Here is a 19,717-nt window from a genome sequence, read left to right as displayed (position 1 = left end):
CCGTGCTGATCAAGCGAACAAACGAGCGTTCCTTGCGCCAAGGTTCCGTTGCCGTGTCCCTTGCGGGGCAGGCCGGCGGTCTCGACCGCCGCAGCTTCTTGCGCAAATCCGGCCTTGCCGGTGGCGCGCTCGCCGCGCTCGGCACGCTGCCGGTCGGCGGCGTCCGCAAAGCGGAGGCGGCGAGCGCCGGTCCGCTCGCCGCAGGCGCGACCGTCCGCAAGAGCATCTGTACGCATTGCTCGGTTGGGTGCACGGTCACGGCCGAGGTCTTGAACGGGGTGTGGATCGGTCAGGAGCCGAGTTGGGATTCGCCGATCAATCGCGGTTCGCATTGCGCCAAGGGCGCCTCCGTGCGCGAGCTCGTGCACAGCGAGCGGCGGCTGCGCTATCCGATGAAGCTGGTGGGTGGCCAGTGGACTCGCGTGTCCTGGGATACCGCAATCGACGAGATCGGCGACAAACTTCAAGCTGTACGTGAGAAGTCGGGCCCCGATTCCGTCTATTGGCTCGGCTCGGCCAAGATGACGAATGAAGGCGCCTACCTCTTCCGCAAGCTCGGCGCATTCTGGGGAACCAACAATACCGATCACCAGGCCCGCATCTGCCACTCGACCACGGTTACCGGCGTCGCCAATACCTGGGGCTACGGTGCGATGACCAACAGCTACAATGACATACGTAATGCGAAGACGCAGGTTATTTTGGGCGGCAATCCGGCCGAGGCGCATCCGGTCTCGCTTCAGCACCTGCTTGAGGGAAAGGAGCTGCAAAAGGCCAACTTCGTCGTCATCGACCCGCGCCTGACGCGCACGGCCGCGCACGCGACGGAATATGTGCGGATGCGGCCGGGCACCGACATCCCGGTGCTCTACGGCATGATGTGGCACATCCTCCAGAACGGCTGGGAAGACAAGGAGTTCATCCGGCAGCGCGTCTACGGGTTCGACGATCTGCGCAAGGAAGTGGAGAAGTGGCCTCCGGACGAAGTCGAGCGTGTCACAGGCATTCCCGGCGAGCAGCTCAAGCGCGTCGCCAAGATGTTTGCCACCGAGAAGCCGGCCACGCTGATCTGGGCCATGGGCCAGACCCAGAAGACCGTCGGCACCGCCAATGTGCGCGCCAGTTGCATCCTGCTGCTGATGACCGGCAATGTCGGCGGAGCTGGCATGGGAGCCAACATTTTCCGTGGCCACGACAACGTGCAGGGCGCCACCGACGTCGGGCTCGATATCGTCACGCTGCCGTTCTACTACGGCCTCGCCGAGGGCGCCTGGAAGCACTGGTCGCGGGTTTGGGAGGTCGATTATGACTTCCTGAAGTCTCGCTTCGACTCCAAGCAGATCATGGAGGCCCCCGGCATTCCGCTGACCCGCTGGTTCGAGGCGGTGACGCTGCCGAAGGATCAAGTCGCGCAGAAGGATAGCGTGAAGGCGGTATTCGTGCAGGGACACGCCTCCAACAGCATCACCCGTATCCCTGAATCCCTTAATGGCCTGAAGGCGCTGGAGTTGCTCGTCATCGCCGATCCGCATCCGACGACCTGGGCCTCGCTCGCAGTCGAGGCGGGACGCAAGGATGGAGTCTATATTCTTCCGGTCGCCACGCAATTCGAGTGCAAGGGCTCGCGCGTTGCCTCCAACCGCTCGCTGCAATGGGGCGAGCAGATCGTGAAGCCGATCTTCGAATCGAAGGATGATCTCGAAATCATCTACCTCTTGGCGAAGAAATTCGGCTTCGCCGACCAGATGTTCAAGAAGATCAAGGTCGAGAACAATCTTCCTGAAGCAGAGGACGTACTTCGCGAGATGAACCGCGGCAGCTGGTCGACCGGCTATTGCGGGCAATCGCCCGAGCGCCTCAAGGCGCACATGAAGAACCAGGCGAAGTTCGACATGCTGACCATGCGGGCGCCGAAGGACGATCCCGAGGTCGGGGGCGACTATTACGGCCTGCCCTGGCCGTGCTGGGGATCGCCGGAGGTCAAGCATCCCGGCACGCCGCTGCTCTACAATACCAATCTGCATGTGATGGATGGCGGCGGCACGTTCCGGCCGCGGTTCGGCATCGAGCGGGAGGAGAAGCTGCCGGACGGCACGACGCGTAAGGTCAGTCTGCTCGCGGACGGCTCGTACTCGCTAGGGTCGGGCATCCAGGACGGCTACCCGGAATTTACGCTCGCCAGCCTGAAGAAGCTCGGCTGGGACACCGAGCTCACCGAAGCGGAAATGGCCGTGATCAACAGGGTCAACCCCGCAACTCCGGACGCGGTGTCGTGGTCGCTCGACCTGTCGGGCGGCATCCAGCGCGTCGCGCTGGCGCACGGCTGCGTCCCCTATGGCAACGGCAAGGCGCGCATGAACGCATTCGGCTTGCCCGACCCGATCCCGGTCCACCGCGAGCCGATTTACACGCCGCGCGTCGACCTCGTTGCCAAATATCCGACGCTGCCCGACGCCAAGCAGTTCCGCGTGCCGAATATTGGCTTCTCCGTGCAGAAGGCTGCGGTGGAGAAGGGAATCGCGAAACAGTTCCCACTCATCCTGTCGTCCGGCCGCCTGGTCGAATATGAGGGCGGCGGCGAGGAAACCAGGACCAATCCGTGGCTCGCCGAATTGCAGCAGGACATGTTCATTGAGATCAATCCTGCCGACGCGGCCGATCGCGGCGTCAAGGATGGCGCCTGGGTCTGGGTCACCGGTGCCGAGAACAATTCACGGGCAAGGATGAAGGCACTCGTCACCGAGCGCGTGGGCAAGGGGGTTGCCTGGATGCCCTTCCACTTCGGTGGCTGGCTTGCGGGCAAGGATCTCCGCGGCAACTACCCGAAGGGCACCGACCCGATCGTGCTCGGCGAAAGCGCCAACACGATCACCACCTACGGATACGATCCCGCGACGAACATGCAGGAGGCCAAGGTCACTCTCTGCCAGATCGCGGCGGCATAAGGAGCAACGACGATGGCACGTATGAAGTTTCTCTGCGACGCCGACCGTTGCATCGAGTGCAACGCCTGCGTCACGGCCTGCAAGAACGAGCACGAGGTCCCCTGGGGTATCAACCGCCGCAGGGTCGTCACCATCGCCGATGGCAAGCCGGGCGAACGATCGGTCTCGATGGCTTGCATGCACTGCACGGATGCGCCGTGCGCGGCGGTGTGCCCGGTGAACTGTTTCTATACCACCGCCGACGGCGTAGTCCTGCACTCCAAGGATCTCTGCATCGGCTGCGGCTACTGCTTCTACGCCTGTCCGTTTGGCGCGCCGCAATATCCTAAGGTCGGTAATTTCGGCTCGCGCGGCAAGATGGACAAATGCACCTATTGCGCCGGCGGTCCGGAGGCCGATGGCAGCAAGGAGGAATACGAAAAATACGGTGCGAACCGCCTCGCCGAGGGCAAGCTGCCGCTGTGTGCCGAGATGTGCTCGACCAAGTCGCTGCTCGCCGGCGACGGCGAGATCATCGCCCAGATCTACAAGGAGCGCGTGCTGAAGCGCGGCTACGGCTCAGGCGCGTGGGGCTGGAAGACCGCCTATCGCGAAACGATCGAGTCCTGAAGGCGCCGCGCGCCGTGGCAAGAATGCCGGGAGAAGCAGATGTCCTCATTTGCAAGGTTCGTTCGACCAGCCATCGGCGCGTGGGCGTTGGTTCTGTTGGTCATGGCAGCTCCGGTACCGTCGCCGGCCCAGCAGGTCAATCCGACGGCGAGCTCGGTCAACGAGCGCCAATTGCTGCAAGAGATGGATCGGATCCAGGGACGCGTCAGCATTCCCGACCAGCGCTCCAGCGTGCTGATGCAACCTGCCGGCCGCGAGTGGCGTGAATTCCGCAACGTTGCGCTGCGGTGGATCGGCGGCGTTGCCATGCTCGGCATGCTGGCGGTGCTGGTGATCTTCTATTTGACACGCGGCATGGTCCGTCTCGAAAGCGGACGATCCGGCCGCACCATCGTGCGGTTCAACACCTTCGAGCGCTTCGTGCACTGGATGACTGCGACCTGCTTCATCATCCTGGCGATCTCGGGATTGAACATCACGTACGGTCGGCCGCTGCTACTTCCGCTGATTGGGTTTGACGCCTTCTCGGAATGGTCGCAATGGGCGAAATTCGCGCACAACTACCTGAGTTTTCCCTTCACGATTGGCGTCGTGCTGATCTTTCTGATGTGGATCGGCGGCAATATCCCGAGCAAGTTGGATGTGGAGTGGATCAAGCGCGGAGGCGGTCTGATCGGTCATGATCATCCGCCGGCTCGCCGCTTCAATGCCGGTCAAAAGGGGATCTATTGGATCGTCGTGATCGGCGGTGGTCTCGTCGCCGCGACCGGGTATCAGCTCATGTTCCCGTTCTACCTGACGGGAATCGAAGGCATGCAGATTGCCCAGATCGTTCACTCCGTTGTGGCCGTGCTGTTCATCGCCGCGATGCTCGCTCACATCTACATCGGCACGATCGGGATGGAAGGTGCCTTCGAGGCGATGGGATCAGGCGAGGTGGATGTCAACTGGGCACGCGAGCACCATAGCCTGTGGCTCGACCAGGAGTTGGCACGGATTGGCCCGAACGACTCTCAGCCGCAGCCTCGCCATGCTGCGTCCGCCGCCGAATAGAGCTGACGGCGCGGCGCCTAAAGACGTACCCCGGTCGTCGCAAAGGCTTCTGCGACGGGTTGCTGTACGCTGTTGAGCACGGCAACGCCAAGCGCTGCGATGACGATCGTCGCAATACAGGCAAGGATGAAAGCCTTCATCGCGATCCCTCCTCGCAGGCGTGTTATACACGATGTCTGGCCGCGAATAAACGCCGCGCTTGGGTTTAGGTTCGCAAGATCGCTTCGATCTCTTGCGCTGCTTGGAGCAGCATACGATCTTGTCCGCGCGCGGCAATGATCTGAAGGCCGAATGCAAGTCCGCACCGATCGGCTCCGCACGGAATGGAGATCGCCGGAAGGCGGGCATGATTGACAAACGGCGTGAACACCGCGTGGGCACGTGGGCTGGCGGGTTTTCCTCCGATCATATCAGGGCCCAGCTGCGCCAGTGGCCACGCGACGCATGGGACGGTCGGCGTCAGCAGCAGGTCGATCCCGCCAAAGAACTCCGCAAAGGCGTTGGCGATAGCAGTGCTTGAGAGCAGCGCTCCGGCCACCTCTGCGCCTGACCACGACAGCCCCCGCTCGATCTGCTTGGCGATATCAGGATCGAAGACGGTCGGGTCCTTGCGCAAGGCCTCTCCATAGAGAGCGGCGAGGCCGGCATGCTGAAGCGGCATGATGGACTCTTCCGTGGCGCCTGACGGCCAGACGGGATCGCGCTGCGCGATGCGCAATCCTGCGGCCGAGAGCCGCTCGACGGCAGAAACGAGTCCATTGGCGACGGCATCGTCAACGGCGACATCGAGGCCGAGGTGAGGCGAGAATGCGATGCGCAGACTGGCGATGTCGGCGATCTCTTGCGCAATGCTCGCCGAGTCTGGATCGCGCCGATCAGCGCCCCCCATGACTTCAAACGCCAGCGCGATGTCGGCAACGTCGGTGGCGATCGGCGCGATGACGGAGAGACCGAAGAACGGCTCGGCGAAGCCAGGTCCATAAGGGATTGCGCCGTAGGACGGCTTGAAGCCGGCGACACCGACATGGGCTGGCGGCCTGCGACTGGAGCCGCCCGCATCGGTGCCGATCGCGAGTGGCACGAGGCCGGCTGCGACGGCGACGGCCGGACCACCCGATGAGCCACCGGGAGTCAACGCGAGGTCGAGCGGGTGCCGCGTCGGCCCGAACAGCGGGGAGGTCGTCACGCCCTTGCTCGCGAACTCGGAGGTTGCCCCGATGCCGACGACGACGGCTCCGGCCTTGCGCAGCCGCTCGATCGCGATCGCATCCTGCGGCGCGATGAAATCGGCAAACAGGCGTGAGCCCTGTGTCACGCGCCAGCCGCCGGTCCAGATGTTGTCCTTGACCACAATGGGGACGCCGGCAAGCGGCATCGCTTCGCCTGCGCGCAGGCGATCGTCGACGGCGGCGGCATCGGCAAGCGTGCGCGAGGGATCTATCGTGACCACAGCGTTCAAGCTCTTCGCGGCCTCGATGCGGGCGAGGGCGCCCCTGGCGGTCGCGACCGCACTGGTTCGCCCCGCCGTAACGTCGGCCGCAATCTCGCGCGCGCTATTGACCGGCTTTGTCATCGCCTCCCCAGATCAGAGCCAATGTGCCGCACAGCGCGAGGCACGCCAAGGCGAAGAAGGCCGCGCCGAGGCCGACCACACCATCCAGAATCGATACCACGGCCGGCGCCGCCAGCAGGCCGGCATAGGACGCGGTCAGCACCGCTCCGGTGGTCTCGCCGATCCGGTCCTGGGGGGCGAGGCGGGCAATCTCGGCAACGAAGACGCCGTTCCAGCCCGATGCCGTCAGGCCGAACAGGGCAGCAATCGCGAACTGGCCGGTTCGGCCGAGCACAGCGCCGTCGAGGCCGAGCAGCGCGGCACAGATGGCCATGCCAAGGCCGATGACGACGAGGACCACGCGCGAGGCGTTGAGGCGCATGGCGACATAGCCCCAGCCGAGACGACCGACCAGGCCGCCCGTTTGTGCGCAGGCGAGCGCTATGCCTGCTTCGATATGGCTAAGGCCAAGCTCGCTTGTGCCAAGCGTGACGAAGACCGTGTTGAGCGACACTTGCATCGCGCTGAACGGCATCGAGGCCAGTGCCAGCATCGCGATCCGTCGGTCCGCCGTGACCAGCGCCAGGCGCGCGCGGAGATCGAGCTTTGGGGGCGGGACGGCCTTGCCGGCGTAGGCCGGTCGCAGATGCTCGAACAGCAGGATCGCCAGCAGCGCCGCGGCCGCGACGGCCGCATAGCACCAGGCTGGCCCGAATGCGATGGCGATCGCGGGCAGGGCGAGCGAGCCGCAGACCGCGCCGATCTGATTGCCCGTCTGGCGCACCGAGAAGACGAGGGCGCGCCGCTCGGCGGTCACCAGCCGCGCCAGCAGCGCCGCGCTTGCCGGCGTCTCAGGCCCCATCGCAAGGCCGAGGCAAAGGCCCGCCGCCAGCAAGGCGGCGTTCGACCCGAGCGCGGCCAGCGCCATGCTGACGACGATCGCTGCCGCGCAGAGACTCGCGATCCGCAGCGAGCCCACCCGGGCGATGAAGCCGCCACCCCAGAAGGAGGCGGGGATGCCGACGGCGAACACCGCGCAGGAGAACATCGAGAGCTGCCAGACCTCGATACGGGCGCGCGGTGCGACCACGCCCGGTGCGAACAAGGCGAGCGCCACCAGCGCCTGGAGCCAGGTCATCGCGCCGAGCGCCGGCAGCAGCGCATGCGCTGGCCGAACGGCCGCGTTTGTGTCTACCATGGCGCTCCGCTCACGGGAGGAACATGGTGGCAGGCGGTATTTCCATTCACGCGGTCGACGTGGCGAGCGGGCGTCCCGCGCAAGGGCTGCGCGTCGAGATCTGGCGCATTGGGCCCGATTCTTCGCGCCTTGCCGAAGGGCGGCTCGGCGCCAATGGCGTACTCGATCACCCCATCGCGCAGGGCGCCAGCGTGACGGCAGGCGAGTATGAGGTCTTGTTTCATCTCGGGGAGTTCTTTCGCGAGCGCGACGGCTTCCTGACCGTGACCCCGTTCCGCTTCCGCATCAAGAACGTTGACGAGCATTTTCACCTGCCGCTGAAATTCACCCGCTGGGGCTATTCGCTGTTCCGCGGCGCCTGATCAATTCGTCAACCGCCGCGACAGGCCCGTGACGCGCTCCATCAGCGCGACCAGCGCGACGGTCACGATGATCAGCACGCCCGACAGCGCGGCGATGGTCACATCGAGCTTGCCCTCGAGGTCCTGCCACATCCGGATCGGTAGCATGTCGGTTGCGGCATCGCGCAGGAACAGCGAGACCGGGACGTTGTCGAACGAAGACATGAAAGCGATGAAGGCGCCGGCGATGATGCCGGGTCGGATCAGCGGCAGCACGATGCGACGGAACGTGTAGAGGCGGCTCGCGCCCAGCACCGTCGAGCTTTCAAGCAGGGCCGGCTCGAGCTGGGCGAGGGCGGCAACCGTGTTGCGCACGACATAGGGCACGCAGACCACGGTGTGGCCGATCACCAGCGTCAGCGGCGAGACCGGCAGGCCGACCAGCGAGAACAGCATCAAGGCGGCAAGACCAAAGGCCAGCGCCGGCAACACCAGCGGCGACATGAAGAGGGAATCGAGCAGTCGGGCCGACAGCGTTCGCGACCGCGAGATCGCCAGCGCGGCCGCAACGCCGAGTACGACGGACAGCCCTGTCGCCCATAGCGCGACGACGAGGCTGTTCTTGGCCGCGAAGTGAAGCTGCCAGGCATTCCACAGCTCGACATACCAGCGCAGCGAATAGCCCGGCGGTGGGAAGCGCAGTGAGAAGCCGCTGGTGAAGGAGACGATCAGGACCACCAGCGACGGCGCGATGATGATGACCAGCGCGATCACGGCGATCGCGGTCATGACGAACTCGAAGCTGATCGCCTCAAGAGTGCGCTTGCGGCCGCTCATCATGCGCCTCCATAGCCGCGCGACATGCGTCCGAGGGTGGTGAAGACCGAGACGACCGCGAGCACGGCGAGCAGGAAGATGATCGAGATCGCGGCTGCGAAAGGCCAGTTCTGCAGCGTCGAGGCCTGCTGGTAGAGATACATCGGCATGAACAGCATCTGGCCGCCGCCGACCAGTGACTGGGTGATGAAGGCGGTGATGGCGGCGGCATAGGTCAGCGTGCAGCCGGCGATGACACCGGGCAGCGACAGCGGCAGCACGATGCGGAAGAAGGTGCGCCAGCTTCCGGCCCCGAGCGAGCAGGAAGCATCGTCGAGGTTCGGGTCGATGCGGCCGAGCGCGGTGATCAGCGGCAAGGTCATCAGCGGCATCTGCACCTGCGCCAGTGCGATCACCACGCCGAACTGGGTGTAAAGCAGCTTTAGCGGGGTATCGATGACGCCGAGCGATTGCAGTGTCGCGTTGATGATGCCTTGGCGTCCGAGCATGACGATCCAGGCGAAGGTGCGGACCACGACGCTGGTCAGGAGCGGAAGCAGCACGATCAGGATGATGATGGTCTGAAGCTTGGGCCCGACGCGCTGATAGAGCCAGGCGATGGGAAAGCCGAGCACGAGGCAGACGGTCGTCACCTCGGCGCCGAGCAGCAGCGTCGAGCCGAGCACGCTGAGGCTGAAGGGATCGGTGAGGAAGTGCAGGTACTGGCCGAGCCCCCAATGCAGCCCGGCCGTGTCGTTGTGGAGCGAAAGCCAGAACAATTGCAGCAGCGGTGCGACGAAGAACAGCAGGAAAAACAGCGCCAGCGGCGCTGCCAATCCCAGTCCGTAGGACGTGACGTCCCGCGATGCCGGTGCTGCTCCCATCGCTCTCCGCCCTTCACCGTTCTAAATCTTGATCTCGCGGTTGAAACGCTCGATCCAGGCCGAACGCTGCTCGTTGATCTTCTTCCAGTCCTGGAACACGAATTTCTGCTTCAGCTCCGCGGTGTCTTTGGCGAGCACGCGCGCGATCTCGCCGCCCATCGTCACCTTGGCATTGGTCGGTACGATCAGATAGGGCGGGTTCATCAGCGCGGTCTGTACCTCGGGCGTCAGCGCCGCCTCGATCAGCTTGAAGGCGAGCTCGCGGTTCGGCGAGTTCTTGACGATGTGGATCGTGGTCTTGAAAGCGATGGCGCCTTCCTTCGGCGCCACGAACTCGACCGGCACGCCGCGCGCTTTCAGGATCTGGATGGCGTTGAAGTTGCCGGGCGAGATATCGATCTGGCCCTGCTGGAACAGGGTCGCGAGCGCGCCGGGATTGGCGGCGACCGCAGCGAGATTGGGTTTCAGCTCTTCCAATGCCTTGAAGCCAGGATCGACATTGGCTTCCGAGCCGCCGCGCATCTTGGCGATCTCGACCAACCAGCCGGTGCCGAGCGTCGAATTGAGGTTGGTGATACCGACGCGGCCCTTGAACTCCGGCTTCCAGAGATCGGCCCAGGAGGTCGGCGGCGTCTTGACGGCTTCCGGATTGTAGGTGAGGCCGACGACCTGGAAGAACGGGGCGGGGCCCATCGGCTCCTGCGCCTCGGTAATCAGATCCTTGTAATAGGCGCTCTTCTCGGCCGGATAAGGCTCGACCAGGTCCTGGCCGATCGCGACGAGGGCCGGACCTGGATCGTGCAGCATGACGTCGATCGGCGGATTGGTCTTGGCGGCGTTGACCTTCGCGATCTGGTCGACCGACAGCATGGGGTCGAGCACCATCGTCGCATCGGGGTTGGCCTTGCGGAAGGCTGGCACCAGCACGGCCTTGTGTGCCTCTTCCCAGCTTCCGGTGAACGTTGCGAACACCAGCGGGCGAGCCTGGGCGAAACTCAGTCTTGGAAATGCCTTCATGGCGCCAAGTGTGAGCGCAGTTGTCATCAGGCGTCGGCGGTTGATGATCATGGTCGAACTCCCTCTGGACAAGACTGGATCTAAAGCGTTGCGGGAAAAGCATTGGCGAGCGATGGGGCGAGCGGCGCGAGGCGCACCGCAGCGCCATTCTCCAGTGCGCGCGTCTCGCCGATGCGCGCCTGGGACACCTTGACGCCGGAGCCGTCGGCGATCGTGACCTCGTGCACGACGGTGGCGCCGAGCGGTAGGGACATGCCGACCACGCCGGCAAAGCCGGCCTCGTCGCCGACGAATTGCAGATGCTCGGGCCGGATACAGACGGTGACGCGCCCGCCTTCGGTGAGGGCGCCTGCTGCCGGCCGTGCGATGATCTCCGCCCCGGCATCGAGGCGCACCTTTGCAGCTGTGCGGTCGGCCGAGACCACGACGCCGGGCATGCGGTTGGTCGAGCCGACAAAGGTGTTCACGAACAGGGTCTGCGGCCGGTCGTAGACGTCGGACGGCGTGCCGAACTGCTCGAGCTTGCCGTGGCTCAGCACCGCGACGCGGTCGGCCATCGACAGCGCCTCCTCCTGGTCGTGGGTCACGATCAGCGTGGTGATGCCGGACACGCGCTGCAGCCGCTTCACCTCGATCTGCATGTCCAGACGTAGATTCTTGTCCAGCGCGGCAAAGGGCTCGTCCAGCAGCAGGATCGACGGCTTGATCGCGAGCGCGCGGGCAAGGGCAACGCGCTGCTGCTGGCCGCCGGAGAGTTGTCTTGGCAGACGCTCCGCCATGGTCGGCAATTGCACCAGCTCGAGCAGGCGCTGCGCCTCGCGCAGGCGCGATGTCTTGTCGACGCCGCGCGCGGCGAGACCGTAGGCGACATTCTCGCTGATCGAGAGGTGCGGGAAGAGCGCGTAGTTCTGGAACACGATACCGACGGCGCGTTTGTTCGGCGGCAGCGCGTCGACGATGTCGTCGCCAATGATGATCCGCCCCTGCGTCTGCGCGATAAAGCCCGGCAATGATGCGGAGCAGCGTGGTCTTGCCGCAGCCGGACGGGCCGAGCAGCGCGATGATCTCGCCCCCCTTGATGTCGAGATTGATGTCCTCGACCGCAAGCGCGCCGCTCGGATAGCGGTGGGTGACCGCGTCGACGACGAGTGACCGTCCGCCTTGCGCTTCAGCCATGGTGTTGCCTCCCGTTGCCGCAAAGGAGAAAGCAAGTCTCGTGCCCGTCATGCTCGCGTTTCGATGCGAGGTTTGGCATTGTGGGGTGATGACATCGATTTGCGAACTCTCGGCCACAACTCTTGCGCGCGCGATTGCGAAGGGCGAGCTGTCTTCGCGCGACGCCATCGAGGCGCATCTGGCGAGGATCGCTGACCGGGATCCGCAATTGGCGGCATTCGTGACCGTTGATGCCGAAAGCGCCCGCCGCGCCGCGAACAGTTGTGACGGTGCGTGCGCACCGGTCGGGCCGCTGCATGGCGTGCCCATCGCGATCAAGGACCTCACCGACACTGCGGGGCTTGTGACCACCTACGGATCGGTTCTGTTTCGCGATCACGTTCCTGCCGAGGACGATCTCGTCGTTGCGCGGCTGCGACGCGCCGGTGCAGTTATACTGGGCAAGACCAACACGCCAGAATTCGGCTTCGGCGCGGTCTGCACCAACAAATTGTGCGGGCCGACGCGCAATCCGGTCGATCCCGCGCTGACCTCCGGCGGATCGTCCGGCGGCTCCGCCGTCGCAGTTGCTGCCGGTATGGTGCCGCTCGCGCACGGCACCGATTTCGGCGGCTCGGTGCGCACCCCCGCCAGCTTCTGCGACGTCGCCTCGATCCGGCCTACGCCCGGTCGCATCCCGTCGCCGCGCCGTCCGCTCGGCTGGGACATGCTGGCCATCCACGGTTTCCTCGCCCGCGGCGTTGACGATCTCGAACTGGCGCTGTCGGTCTGTGGGGGAGGCGACGCCAACGATCCGCTCTCGATCTGCGTCGCCTGTGAAGATCGGCCGCTCACAGGGCGTCCGCGGATCGCAGTCACGCCCGATTTCGGCGTCGCGCCGGTGTCGCGCGAGGTGCGTGCGCGCCTCGCCGCGGCCTGCGACATGCTCGCGGGCGTTGCCGATGTCGTGCCGTCTTCGCCAGACTGCGGTGGTGCGATCGAAACCTTCCGCACGCTGCGCGCCGCGCATATTGCCAACAGCTATGGCGAGCTGCTGAGAACCCGCCGCGCCGAGCTCACGCCCACCGTGATCTGGAATATCGAGGCGGGTACAAGCCTGACGGCCGAGGATTATCTCAACGCCGAACGCCGTCGCACTGCAATCTACCGCAGCTTTCGCGAGCTGTTCACCGGCTTCGATTTCCTGGTCGCGCCGGCGGCGTCGGTCTTGCCCTGGCCGAACGAGATCGGCGACGTCACCGCGATCGACGGCACGGCACTGGAGACGCCCATCGATTATCTCGCCGTCACCTTCATCGTGTCGCTGGTCGGCTTTCCGGTCCTTACCTTGCCGGCGCGGCGAGGGGAGAGCGAGCTGCCTTTCGGAATCCAGATCATCGCGCCGCCGGGGAGCGAATCCCGCTTGTTTGCATTCGGCCGTGCCATCGAGAACGAATTGGGCTTTTCGCACGGTCGGCCGCCTCTCTGATCAGCTGTCGCGATGCTCGAGCCGGGCGGCAAGCGCCTCGGCAAGGCCAATCGTCGGTTTGGCGGCGGGCCGGCGGTACGTGCCTGCGGTGGCCTTGCGCAGCCGCAGTGCATGGAGCGCCTCGGCCTGCTTCACGGCGGCAACGACTTGGTCGACGACGGGGACGGGGATCCGGTCGGCGACGCGTTCGGCAAGGCCCGAGAGTGGCGCGCCTGCGAAGATCAGGACATCAGCCTCGTCTTCGACGATGGCGCGTTGCGCGAGGTCGACCAGCAGATCCTCCTTTTCGGTCCCGACCTCCGAAATCGCCTTGAACGGCGTATCGAGCATGCGGATGCCGGCGCAGCGCTCGCGCAGCCCGTGGTCGCGGACGCACTCTTCGTACCATGGCCCGAGTGCCTGGGCGAAGGTGACAATGCCAAAGCGCCGTCCGGCCATGCAGGCAGTCAGCATTGCGGCTTCAGCCATGCCGACCACGGGAATGTCGAAAGTCTCGCGTGCGGCGAACAGGCCAGGATCGCCGAACGCGGCAATGATCGCGGCATCGACCTTGGTGTGCTGCTCGGCCAGCATCTCCAGTGCAATGGCCCCACCGATCTGCGCTTCGGTGCGGGTTGCGATATAGGGCACACCGCGGGTCGCCGTAAAGGGAATGATCTCGGTGCCGGGCGCGGCCGCGCGCTGCCCGACCTCGGTCATCAATTGCGTCACCGCGGTGCTGGTGTTGGGGTTGAGCAGCAGCAGCTTCATGGTCAGGCCGCCGTCAGCTTGGGCTTGGGCGCGAGTGTCTCGAGCAGGGCGGTGCCGGTCTGGCGGACATGGGCGCCGAGCAGGCGGCCCGCGGTCTCGCTGTCCCGCGCTTCAAGCGCGGCGAGAATATTGGCGTGCTCGTCGACCGAATTGCTCCAGCGCTTGTCGGCGCCCAATGCGAGATAGCGCGCGCGCTCGGCGCGGGAGATCAGCGTCTCGTGTGCCTCGCGCAACGGCGTGTTGCGGGCCATGCGGACGATGGTGTTGTGGATCTCGCCATTGATGGCGAAATACTCGTCAAGCTTGCCGTTGCGATGATGTCCTTCCATCCGGGTCTGCAAGGTGCGCAGGCGGGCGAGATCGCGTTCGGTGCCGCGCTCCGCGGCAAGCTCTGCCGCGAGCCGCTCGATGCCAGCGAGGGCCTCAAATAGTTCGGAGATATCCTCGACCGCGATGTCGGCGATCCGTGGGCTGCGGTTGGGGCGCAGCTCGATCAGTCCTTCGGCCGCGAGCACCTTCATCGCTTCGCGCAGCGGGGTGCGCGACACGCCGAGCTCCTTCGACAGTTTTGTTTCCTGGGTCTGCGATCCCGGGGGGAGCTCGCCGCGAATGATCATCGTCCGCATCCGCGCGGCGGCGCGCTCATGCAGGCCCATCCGCTTGAGTTTGGGCGACTTTCGTCCCTTCGGGGTGTCCGACTTCTGCTGCACGCGCGCCTCGTTGCTTCAGTTCATCCTAGCCGTTTCCGGCCCCTTGGCTTGCCCAAAATACCGACGCATGTAGCTGAAAACAATGGCATAGCGCGCAAATTGTATGCAGCATGCAAAAATCGGATTGCACTGCCGCGAAAGCCGACGGATGATCACCGCACGATGCGCGAGCCCTCGCGCTTTTCCGAAACGGAGTTGGCGATGCGGACGAGTTTGCGACTGGGCCTCGTGGTGATGGCGGCGATGTTCGGCGGTGACGATCTCGCCATGGCGCAGACCGCGAAGATCAAACTCGGCTACGCCAAATGCGCGCACTGCCTGCCGATGTCGCTGATTCCAGACATGGCCAAAGGGGTCGAGGTCGAGGCGACCGGCTTCAACTCCGGCAATGACGTGCTCACTGCGCTGGTGTCAAAGAGCATCGACGTCGCGCAGGTCACTTACCTCCATTACATCACAGCGCTCGACAAGGGCTTTGACGTCGTCGCCGTCTCCGGCCAGATCAACGGCGGCTCGGAATGCCTCTCCTCCGCCAAGCTGAACCTGCCGCCCGAGGACTGGGCCACGTTCAAGGCGACCGTTACGAAGGCGAAGAGCGACGGGCAGCCGCTGAAGGTCGCGGCCTCCCGCGGCAATGCGCAGGACATTCACATGCGCGGCGCGTTTCTCAAACAGGGCGTCGATCTAAACAAGGACATCCAGTTCATCAACATCCCCAATCCGTCCGATCATCTCGCAGCGCTCCAGCGCGGCGAGGTCGATATGATCTGTTCGGTCGAGCCGTTCGCCTCGCAAATCCGCTTTGCTGGCGCCGGAAAGCATTTCGTGTTGCCGTATGACCAGGCCGCCGGCAATCTGACCAATCTGATCGTCACCCGTTCCGATGTGATCGCCAGCCAGCGCGCGGGGGTGCAGGGCGTCGTCGGCGCTGTGGTCGAGCTCGACAACAAGCTGATCGCCGACAAAGGACCATGGATCGAGGTCATCAACAAGCTCACCGGTCTCGACAAGGAGGTGGCAACCGAGGCGCTCAACAACGCCACGCCAGATCCTGCGATCCATCGTTCGCAGACGCTCGCGATCGCCGCGATGATGCGCGATCTCAAATACATCTCGAAGGACGTCTCCGCGGAAGCAGAGAAGAACATGGATTATTCGTTCCTGGAGAAGGCCACGGGAAAGGCCAAGAATGACCTCGGTTACTGACGTTTCGCCCGCAAGGCCGGCGTTTCGGTTGACGCGGGCGTTGCAGGGGCTCGAACGCCTCATCGTCCCCGTGCTGCTGATTGCGGGCTGGGAAGCCTTCGCCCGCAGCGGCATGCTGCCGCCGGCACTCTTGCCGGCGCCTAGCGCGGTGCTGCACGCGCTCGGCGACTGGGTGTTCGGCTTCGACGAGACCACGCAAACCTATTCCGGCCACTGGCTGCGCGATGCGCTCGCAAGCGCCTTGCGCGTGTTCGGCGGCTTTGCGCTGGCAAGCCTGCTCGGCATTCTCGCCGGCGTCGCGATTGGCTGGTCGCGTCTGTTCGAGAAGACGCTGGAGCCGACGCTGCAGATGCTGCGTCCGATCCCGCCGGTGTCCTGGATTCCGCTGGCCATCATCTGGTTCGGCATTGCCGACAAGCCTGCGATCTTCCTCGTCTTCCTCGGCGCCTTCTTTCCGGTGCTGATGAACAGCATCCATGGCGTGAAGACCGTGGACCATAATCTCGTCCGCGCCGGCGCGATGATGGGCGCGAACGGACGGCAGATGCTGACCGACATCGTGCTGCCGGCGGCGCTGCCCTCGATCTTTGCCGGCCTGCGCATCGCCGTCGGTTCGGCCTGGATGCTGACGGTCACGGCCGAGATGGTCGCGGTCAAGAGCGGCCTCGGCTATGTGCTGTGGGATTCCTACTACTCTTCTTGCGCTACGACATCGTGCTTGCCGCGATGATTTCGATCGGGCTGCTCGGCTATCTCTCCGACCTCGGTCTCAAGGCGATCATGGCGCGCACGCTGCGCTGGCAACAGACAACCACAGTGCAGGGTAGGGCGAGCTGATGGCGGCGATCGAGCTTCGCAGCATCGTAAAAGTGTTTTCCGACAAGCGGCGCGGCCGTGACCTCTTGACGCTGGACAACATCAACCTCGACATCGAGGCCAATGATTTCGTCTGTCTGCTCGGCCCGTCCGGCTGCGGCAAGTCGACACTCCTGAACATCATCGCGGGCTTCGAGCAGGCGACCTCCGGCCGTACGCTGGTCGACGGCAAGCAGGTGGAGCGGCCCGGCTCGGACCGCGGCGTGGTGTTCCAGCAGCCGACCCTGATGCCGTGGCTGACCGCGATCGACAACATCGCCTTCCATCTCAAGCTCAAGGGCCTCGCCAAGGCCGAACGGCACGACCGCGCCATGGAGTTCATCGATCTCGTGGGCCTTCGCGGCTTCGAGCATCATCACCCTTCCGAAATGTCCGGTGGGATGAACCAGCGCGTCGGCATCGCGCGGGCGTTGCTTATGAACCCGAGCGTGATCCTGATGGACGAGCCGTTTGCGGCGCTGGACGCTCAGACCAAGCTCGAAATGCAGGAGGAGCTGGTCGCGATCTGGCAGAAGCGCCGCTGCACCATCGTGTTCGTCACCCACAGCGTTGACGAAGCGCTTGTGCTCGGCAACAAGATCGTGGTGATGACCAGGCGGCCGGGCCGGATCCGCGAGGCCGTCAATTTTGACCTGCCGCGCCCGCGCGACATCACGAGCCCCGAATTCAACGACGCAAAGCGCCACATCCTGGCTTTGATCCGGGAGGAGTCGACGCGCCTTGCGCAGGCGTCGTAAGGTAACGCCATGCGCAAGCGTCTCGGCATGATCACGCCGTCCTCCAATTCGGTGCTGGAGCCCGTCACCAGTGCCATGCTCGCCGGCGTCCCTGGCGTCACGGCGCATTTCTCGCGTTTCCGCGTCACCGAGATCGCGCTCGATGCCGAGGCACTGAGCCAGTTCGATGCCTCGGTGATGTTGCCCGCGGCGGATCTGCTGGCCGACGCCAGGGTTCACGCGATCGCCTGGAACGGCACCGCCGCGAGTTGGCTCGGCATTGGCCGGGACAGGAGCCTGTGCGAAGCCATCACGGGGCGCACCGGCAAGCCCGCGACGACGTCGACGCTCGCCTGCATCGATGCCGCCCGCGCGCTCGGCGCCGAACGTGTCGGCCTTGTCACGCCCTATACCGATGACGTGCAGCGCCGAATCGGCGACGTCTGGAGCGAGGACGGGGTCGTCCCGTTTGCCGAGCGGCACCTCGGATTGCGCGACAATTTTTCCTTCGGCGAGGTCGCGGAGGCGACGATCGCGGACATGATCCGCGCCGTTGCGTCGGAAGGCGCCGATGCCGTCGTGATCCTCTGCACCAATCTCGACGGCGCCGCGCTTGCAGCCTCGCTCGAACGGGAATTGAACATCGCGGTGCTCGACTCGGTCGCAGTCACGCTGTGGCGAACCCTTGGCCTTGCCGGCGGCGACAACACGGTCCTTGAGCAATGGGGCCGGATTTTTCAGACGGTGCCAGTCATAAAGTGACGGAGATCCATGTGACGCAACTCGATCTCGCCATTCGCGGCGGCACCATCGTGACGGCCAGCGACGAGTTTCGCGCCGATATCGGCATTCGCGACGGCCGCATCGTCAGCATCTGCGACCGCATCGAGGGCGCGGCCCGCGAGATCGATGCGACGGGGCTGCTGGCGCTGCCAGGCGGCATCGACAGCCACGTCCACATCTTGCAAGCTTCAGGCCCCGACGTGGTGATGGCCGACGACTTCGCCTCGGCGACGCGCGCGGCAGCGGCGGGGGGCAACACCATGGTGCTGCCCTTCGCGCTGCAGGAGAAAGGCACCTCGCTACGCACCTGCGTCGAGAATTATCGCAAGCTCGCCGAGGGCGAGTGCTACATCGACACCGCCTTCCACCTCATCATTTCCGATCCGACCGCAGTCGTGCTCGGCCAGGAGCTGCCGGCCCTCGTCAAGGACGGCTACACCTCGTTCAAGGTGTTCATGACCTATGACGACCTCGTGCTCAGCGACGAGCAGCTGCTCGAGGTGTTCGAGGTTGCGCGCCGCGAGGAGGCGCTGGTCATGGTTCATTGCGAAGGCTACGACGCCATTCGCTTCCTCACCAGCAAGCTCGAGCGCGAGGGCCACATCGCGCCCTACTATCACGGCACTTCGCGGCCCCAGGCCGTCGAGCGCGAGGCGACACATCGCGCCATCAGCCATGCCGAGGTGATCGGCGTTCCCATCATGATCGTGCACGTCTCCGGGCGCGAGGCGATGGAGCAGGTGCGCTGGGCCCAGCAGCGCGGCTTGCCTGTTCATGCCGAGACCTGCCCCCAATACATCACGCTCACGGCCGACGACATGAAGGGCCTGAACATGGACATCACGGGCGCGAAATATGTCTGCTCGCCGCCGCCGCGCGATGTCGAGAGCCAGCAGGCGATATGGGAGGGCATCACGTCAGGCGTGTTCCAGACCTTCTCGTCCGATCACTGCCCGTTCCGTTACGATGACCCCAAGGGCAAGCTGACGCCGAACGCCCGCACCTCGTTCCGCTGGGTGCCGAACGGCATTCCCGGCGTCGAGACGCGGCTGCCGATCCTGTTTTCCGAAGGCGTCTCGAAGGGACGCATCACCCTGCAAAAATTCGTCGAGCTGACGGCGACCAACCACGCAAGGATCTACGGCCTCTATCCCCGCAAGGGCTCGATCGGCGTCGGCTTCGATGCCGATATCGTGCTGTGGGACCCCAAGCTGAAGAAGAAGATTCAGCAGGCCGATCTGCACCACGGCGCGGACTATACGCCCTGGGAAGGCTTTGATGTCATCGGTTGGCCCGTCACCACCATTGCCCGCGGCCGGCTCGTGTACGACCGGGGCGAGATCGTCGGCGACAAAGGCGCAGGCGAGGTGCTGAGCCGCGGCAAGTCGAGCCTGATCTGACCAGGCGCAGCTCGTCGATCCGGAGAGACCCCCATTGGACGTTGCCCGGTGTGGAGCGCAGCACGTACTCCATGATTTTGCGCTACCTGCCTGCGCTGCTCGCGACGATCGAGGAGGGCGATGTCGCGACTTGCCCAGCGCGAAATAGACCGGTCCTGAAACCCCGATGCCGAACAGCCGGCTCAGGTCGGCACCGCCGAGCAGGTTGATCGAGACC

17 protein-coding genes and 2 pseudogenes are annotated in these 19,717 nt (G+C 64.8%); 10 read left to right on the top strand and 9 right to left on the bottom strand.

Annotated features, from left to right (window positions below; genetic code table 11):
• Positions 1–2 precede the first annotated feature (2 nt).
• The 3 genes from ACVWY3_RS15945 to ACVWY3_RS15935 are packed head-to-tail and all read left to right on the top strand — an operon-like array spanning position 3 to position 4,607.
• The gene (locus ACVWY3_RS15945; RefSeq protein WP_456839287.1) at positions 3–2,945 is read left to right on the top strand and encodes a formate dehydrogenase subunit alpha; all 2,943 of its coding nucleotides are present in this window, start codon (positions 3–5) and stop codon (positions 2,943–2,945) included.
• 12 nt (positions 2,946–2,957) lie between these two features.
• Positions 2,958–3,554, top strand: a complete 597-nt coding sequence (gene fdh3B / locus ACVWY3_RS15940; RefSeq protein ID WP_011088224.1) for a formate dehydrogenase FDH3 subunit beta — start codon at positions 2,958–2,960, stop codon at positions 3,552–3,554.
• A 39-nt stretch (positions 3,555–3,593) separates the two neighbouring features.
• Positions 3,594–4,607 carry a formate dehydrogenase subunit gamma gene (locus ACVWY3_RS15935; protein WP_456839286.1) on the top strand — a complete coding sequence of 338 codons (1,014 nt, stop codon included), beginning with the start codon at positions 3,594–3,596 and terminating at the stop codon, positions 4,605–4,607.
• A 17-nt stretch (positions 4,608–4,624) separates the two neighbouring features.
• On the opposite strand, the gene ACVWY3_RS15930 is transcribed toward ACVWY3_RS15935, so the two are convergent.
• The 3 genes from ACVWY3_RS15930 to ACVWY3_RS15920 form a co-directional block, all read right to left on the bottom strand.
• On the bottom strand, positions 4,625–4,747 hold the full coding sequence (locus tag ACVWY3_RS15930) for a hypothetical protein (RefSeq protein ID WP_456839285.1): 123 nt from the start codon (positions 4,745–4,747) through the stop codon (positions 4,625–4,627).
• Positions 4,748–4,812: 65 nt separating this feature from the next.
• A complete protein-coding gene (locus ACVWY3_RS15925; RefSeq protein WP_456839284.1) occupies positions 4,813–6,180 on the bottom strand; it encodes an amidase in 1,368 nt (455 codons plus the stop codon).
• Entirely contained in the window at positions 6,161–7,357 is a 1,197-nt protein-coding gene (locus ACVWY3_RS15920; protein WP_456839283.1) for an MFS transporter, read from the bottom strand. Before ACVWY3_RS15920 ends, ACVWY3_RS15925 begins: the two co-directional genes overlap by 20 nt.
• A gap of 26 nt (positions 7,358–7,383) precedes the next feature.
• Here ACVWY3_RS15920 and ACVWY3_RS15915 point away from each other — a divergent pair, with 26 nt between their 5' ends.
• Entirely contained in the window at positions 7,384–7,719 is a 336-nt protein-coding gene (locus tag ACVWY3_RS15915; protein ID WP_456839282.1) for a hydroxyisourate hydrolase, read from the top strand.
• Here the strand turns inward: ACVWY3_RS15915 and ACVWY3_RS15910 are convergent, their stop codons facing one another.
• The 4 genes and pseudogenes from ACVWY3_RS15910 to ACVWY3_RS15895 form a co-directional block, all read right to left on the bottom strand.
• Complete coding sequence (locus tag ACVWY3_RS15910; RefSeq protein WP_456839281.1) at positions 7,720–8,535, bottom strand: ABC transporter permease; 816 nt, start codon at positions 8,533–8,535, stop codon at positions 7,720–7,722.
• Positions 8,535–9,398, bottom strand: a complete 864-nt coding sequence (locus ACVWY3_RS15905) for an ABC transporter permease (protein ID WP_456839280.1) — start codon at positions 9,396–9,398, stop codon at positions 8,535–8,537. Before ACVWY3_RS15905 ends, ACVWY3_RS15910 begins: the two co-directional genes overlap by 1 nt.
• Positions 9,399–9,419: 21 nt before the next feature.
• Positions 9,420–10,466, bottom strand: a complete 1,047-nt coding sequence (locus tag ACVWY3_RS15900; RefSeq protein ID WP_456839279.1) for an ABC transporter substrate-binding protein — start codon at positions 10,464–10,466, stop codon at positions 9,420–9,422.
• A 29-nt stretch (positions 10,467–10,495) separates the two neighbouring features.
• Positions 10,496–11,591 (bottom strand): annotated as a pseudogene (locus ACVWY3_RS15895) (ABC transporter ATP-binding protein).
• Between the two features lie 88 nt (positions 11,592–11,679).
• Here ACVWY3_RS15895 and ACVWY3_RS15890 point away from each other — a divergent pair.
• Positions 11,680–13,059: an amidase gene (locus ACVWY3_RS15890; protein ID WP_456839278.1), complete on the top strand. Its 1,380-nt coding sequence runs from the start codon at positions 11,680–11,682 to the stop codon at positions 13,057–13,059.
• On the opposite strand, the gene ACVWY3_RS15885 is transcribed toward ACVWY3_RS15890, so the two are convergent.
• Both ACVWY3_RS15885 and ACVWY3_RS15880 read right to left on the bottom strand, forming a co-directional pair.
• Positions 13,060–13,809, bottom strand: a complete 750-nt coding sequence (locus ACVWY3_RS15885; protein WP_456839277.1) for an aspartate/glutamate racemase family protein — start codon at positions 13,807–13,809, stop codon at positions 13,060–13,062. It abuts the gene before it with no gap.
• A 2-nt stretch (positions 13,810–13,811) separates the two neighbouring features.
• A complete protein-coding gene (locus ACVWY3_RS15880; RefSeq protein ID WP_456839276.1) occupies positions 13,812–14,519 on the bottom strand; it encodes a GntR family transcriptional regulator in 708 nt (235 codons plus the stop codon).
• Between the two features lie 201 nt (positions 14,520–14,720).
• Here ACVWY3_RS15880 and ACVWY3_RS15875 point away from each other — a divergent pair, with 201 nt between their 5' ends.
• The 5 genes and pseudogenes from ACVWY3_RS15875 to hydA all read left to right on the top strand — a co-directional run bounded on the left by ACVWY3_RS15875 (position 14,721) and on the right by hydA (position 19,500).
• Entirely contained in the window at positions 14,721–15,725 is a 1,005-nt protein-coding gene (locus ACVWY3_RS15875; RefSeq protein ID WP_456839275.1) for an ABC transporter substrate-binding protein, read from the top strand.
• A pseudogene (locus tag ACVWY3_RS15870) lies at positions 15,709–16,562 on the top strand (ABC transporter permease). Before ACVWY3_RS15875 ends, ACVWY3_RS15870 begins: the two are co-directional and overlap by 17 nt.
• Positions 16,562–17,338, top strand: a complete 777-nt coding sequence (locus ACVWY3_RS15865; protein WP_456839274.1) for an ABC transporter ATP-binding protein — start codon at positions 16,562–16,564, stop codon at positions 17,336–17,338. The pseudogene ACVWY3_RS15870 and the gene ACVWY3_RS15865 overlap by 1 nt, the downstream one beginning before the upstream one ends.
• A gap of 9 nt (positions 17,339–17,347) precedes the next feature.
• Positions 17,348–18,079, top strand: a complete 732-nt coding sequence (locus ACVWY3_RS15860) for a maleate cis-trans isomerase family protein (RefSeq protein ID WP_456839273.1) — start codon at positions 17,348–17,350, stop codon at positions 18,077–18,079.
• Positions 18,040–19,500 (top strand): dihydropyrimidinase, encoded by a 1,461-nt coding sequence (gene hydA, locus ACVWY3_RS15855; RefSeq protein WP_456839272.1) that lies wholly within the window; start codon positions 18,040–18,042, stop codon positions 19,498–19,500. The genes ACVWY3_RS15860 and hydA overlap by 40 nt, the downstream gene beginning before the upstream one ends.
• Positions 19,501–19,717 lie beyond the last annotated feature (217 nt).

It is taken from the genome of Bradyrhizobium sp. USDA 4486, from assembly GCF_054057995.1.
The sequence above is the reverse complement of the archived record's forward strand: the minus strand, read 5'-3'. Positions and strand labels throughout refer to the sequence as shown.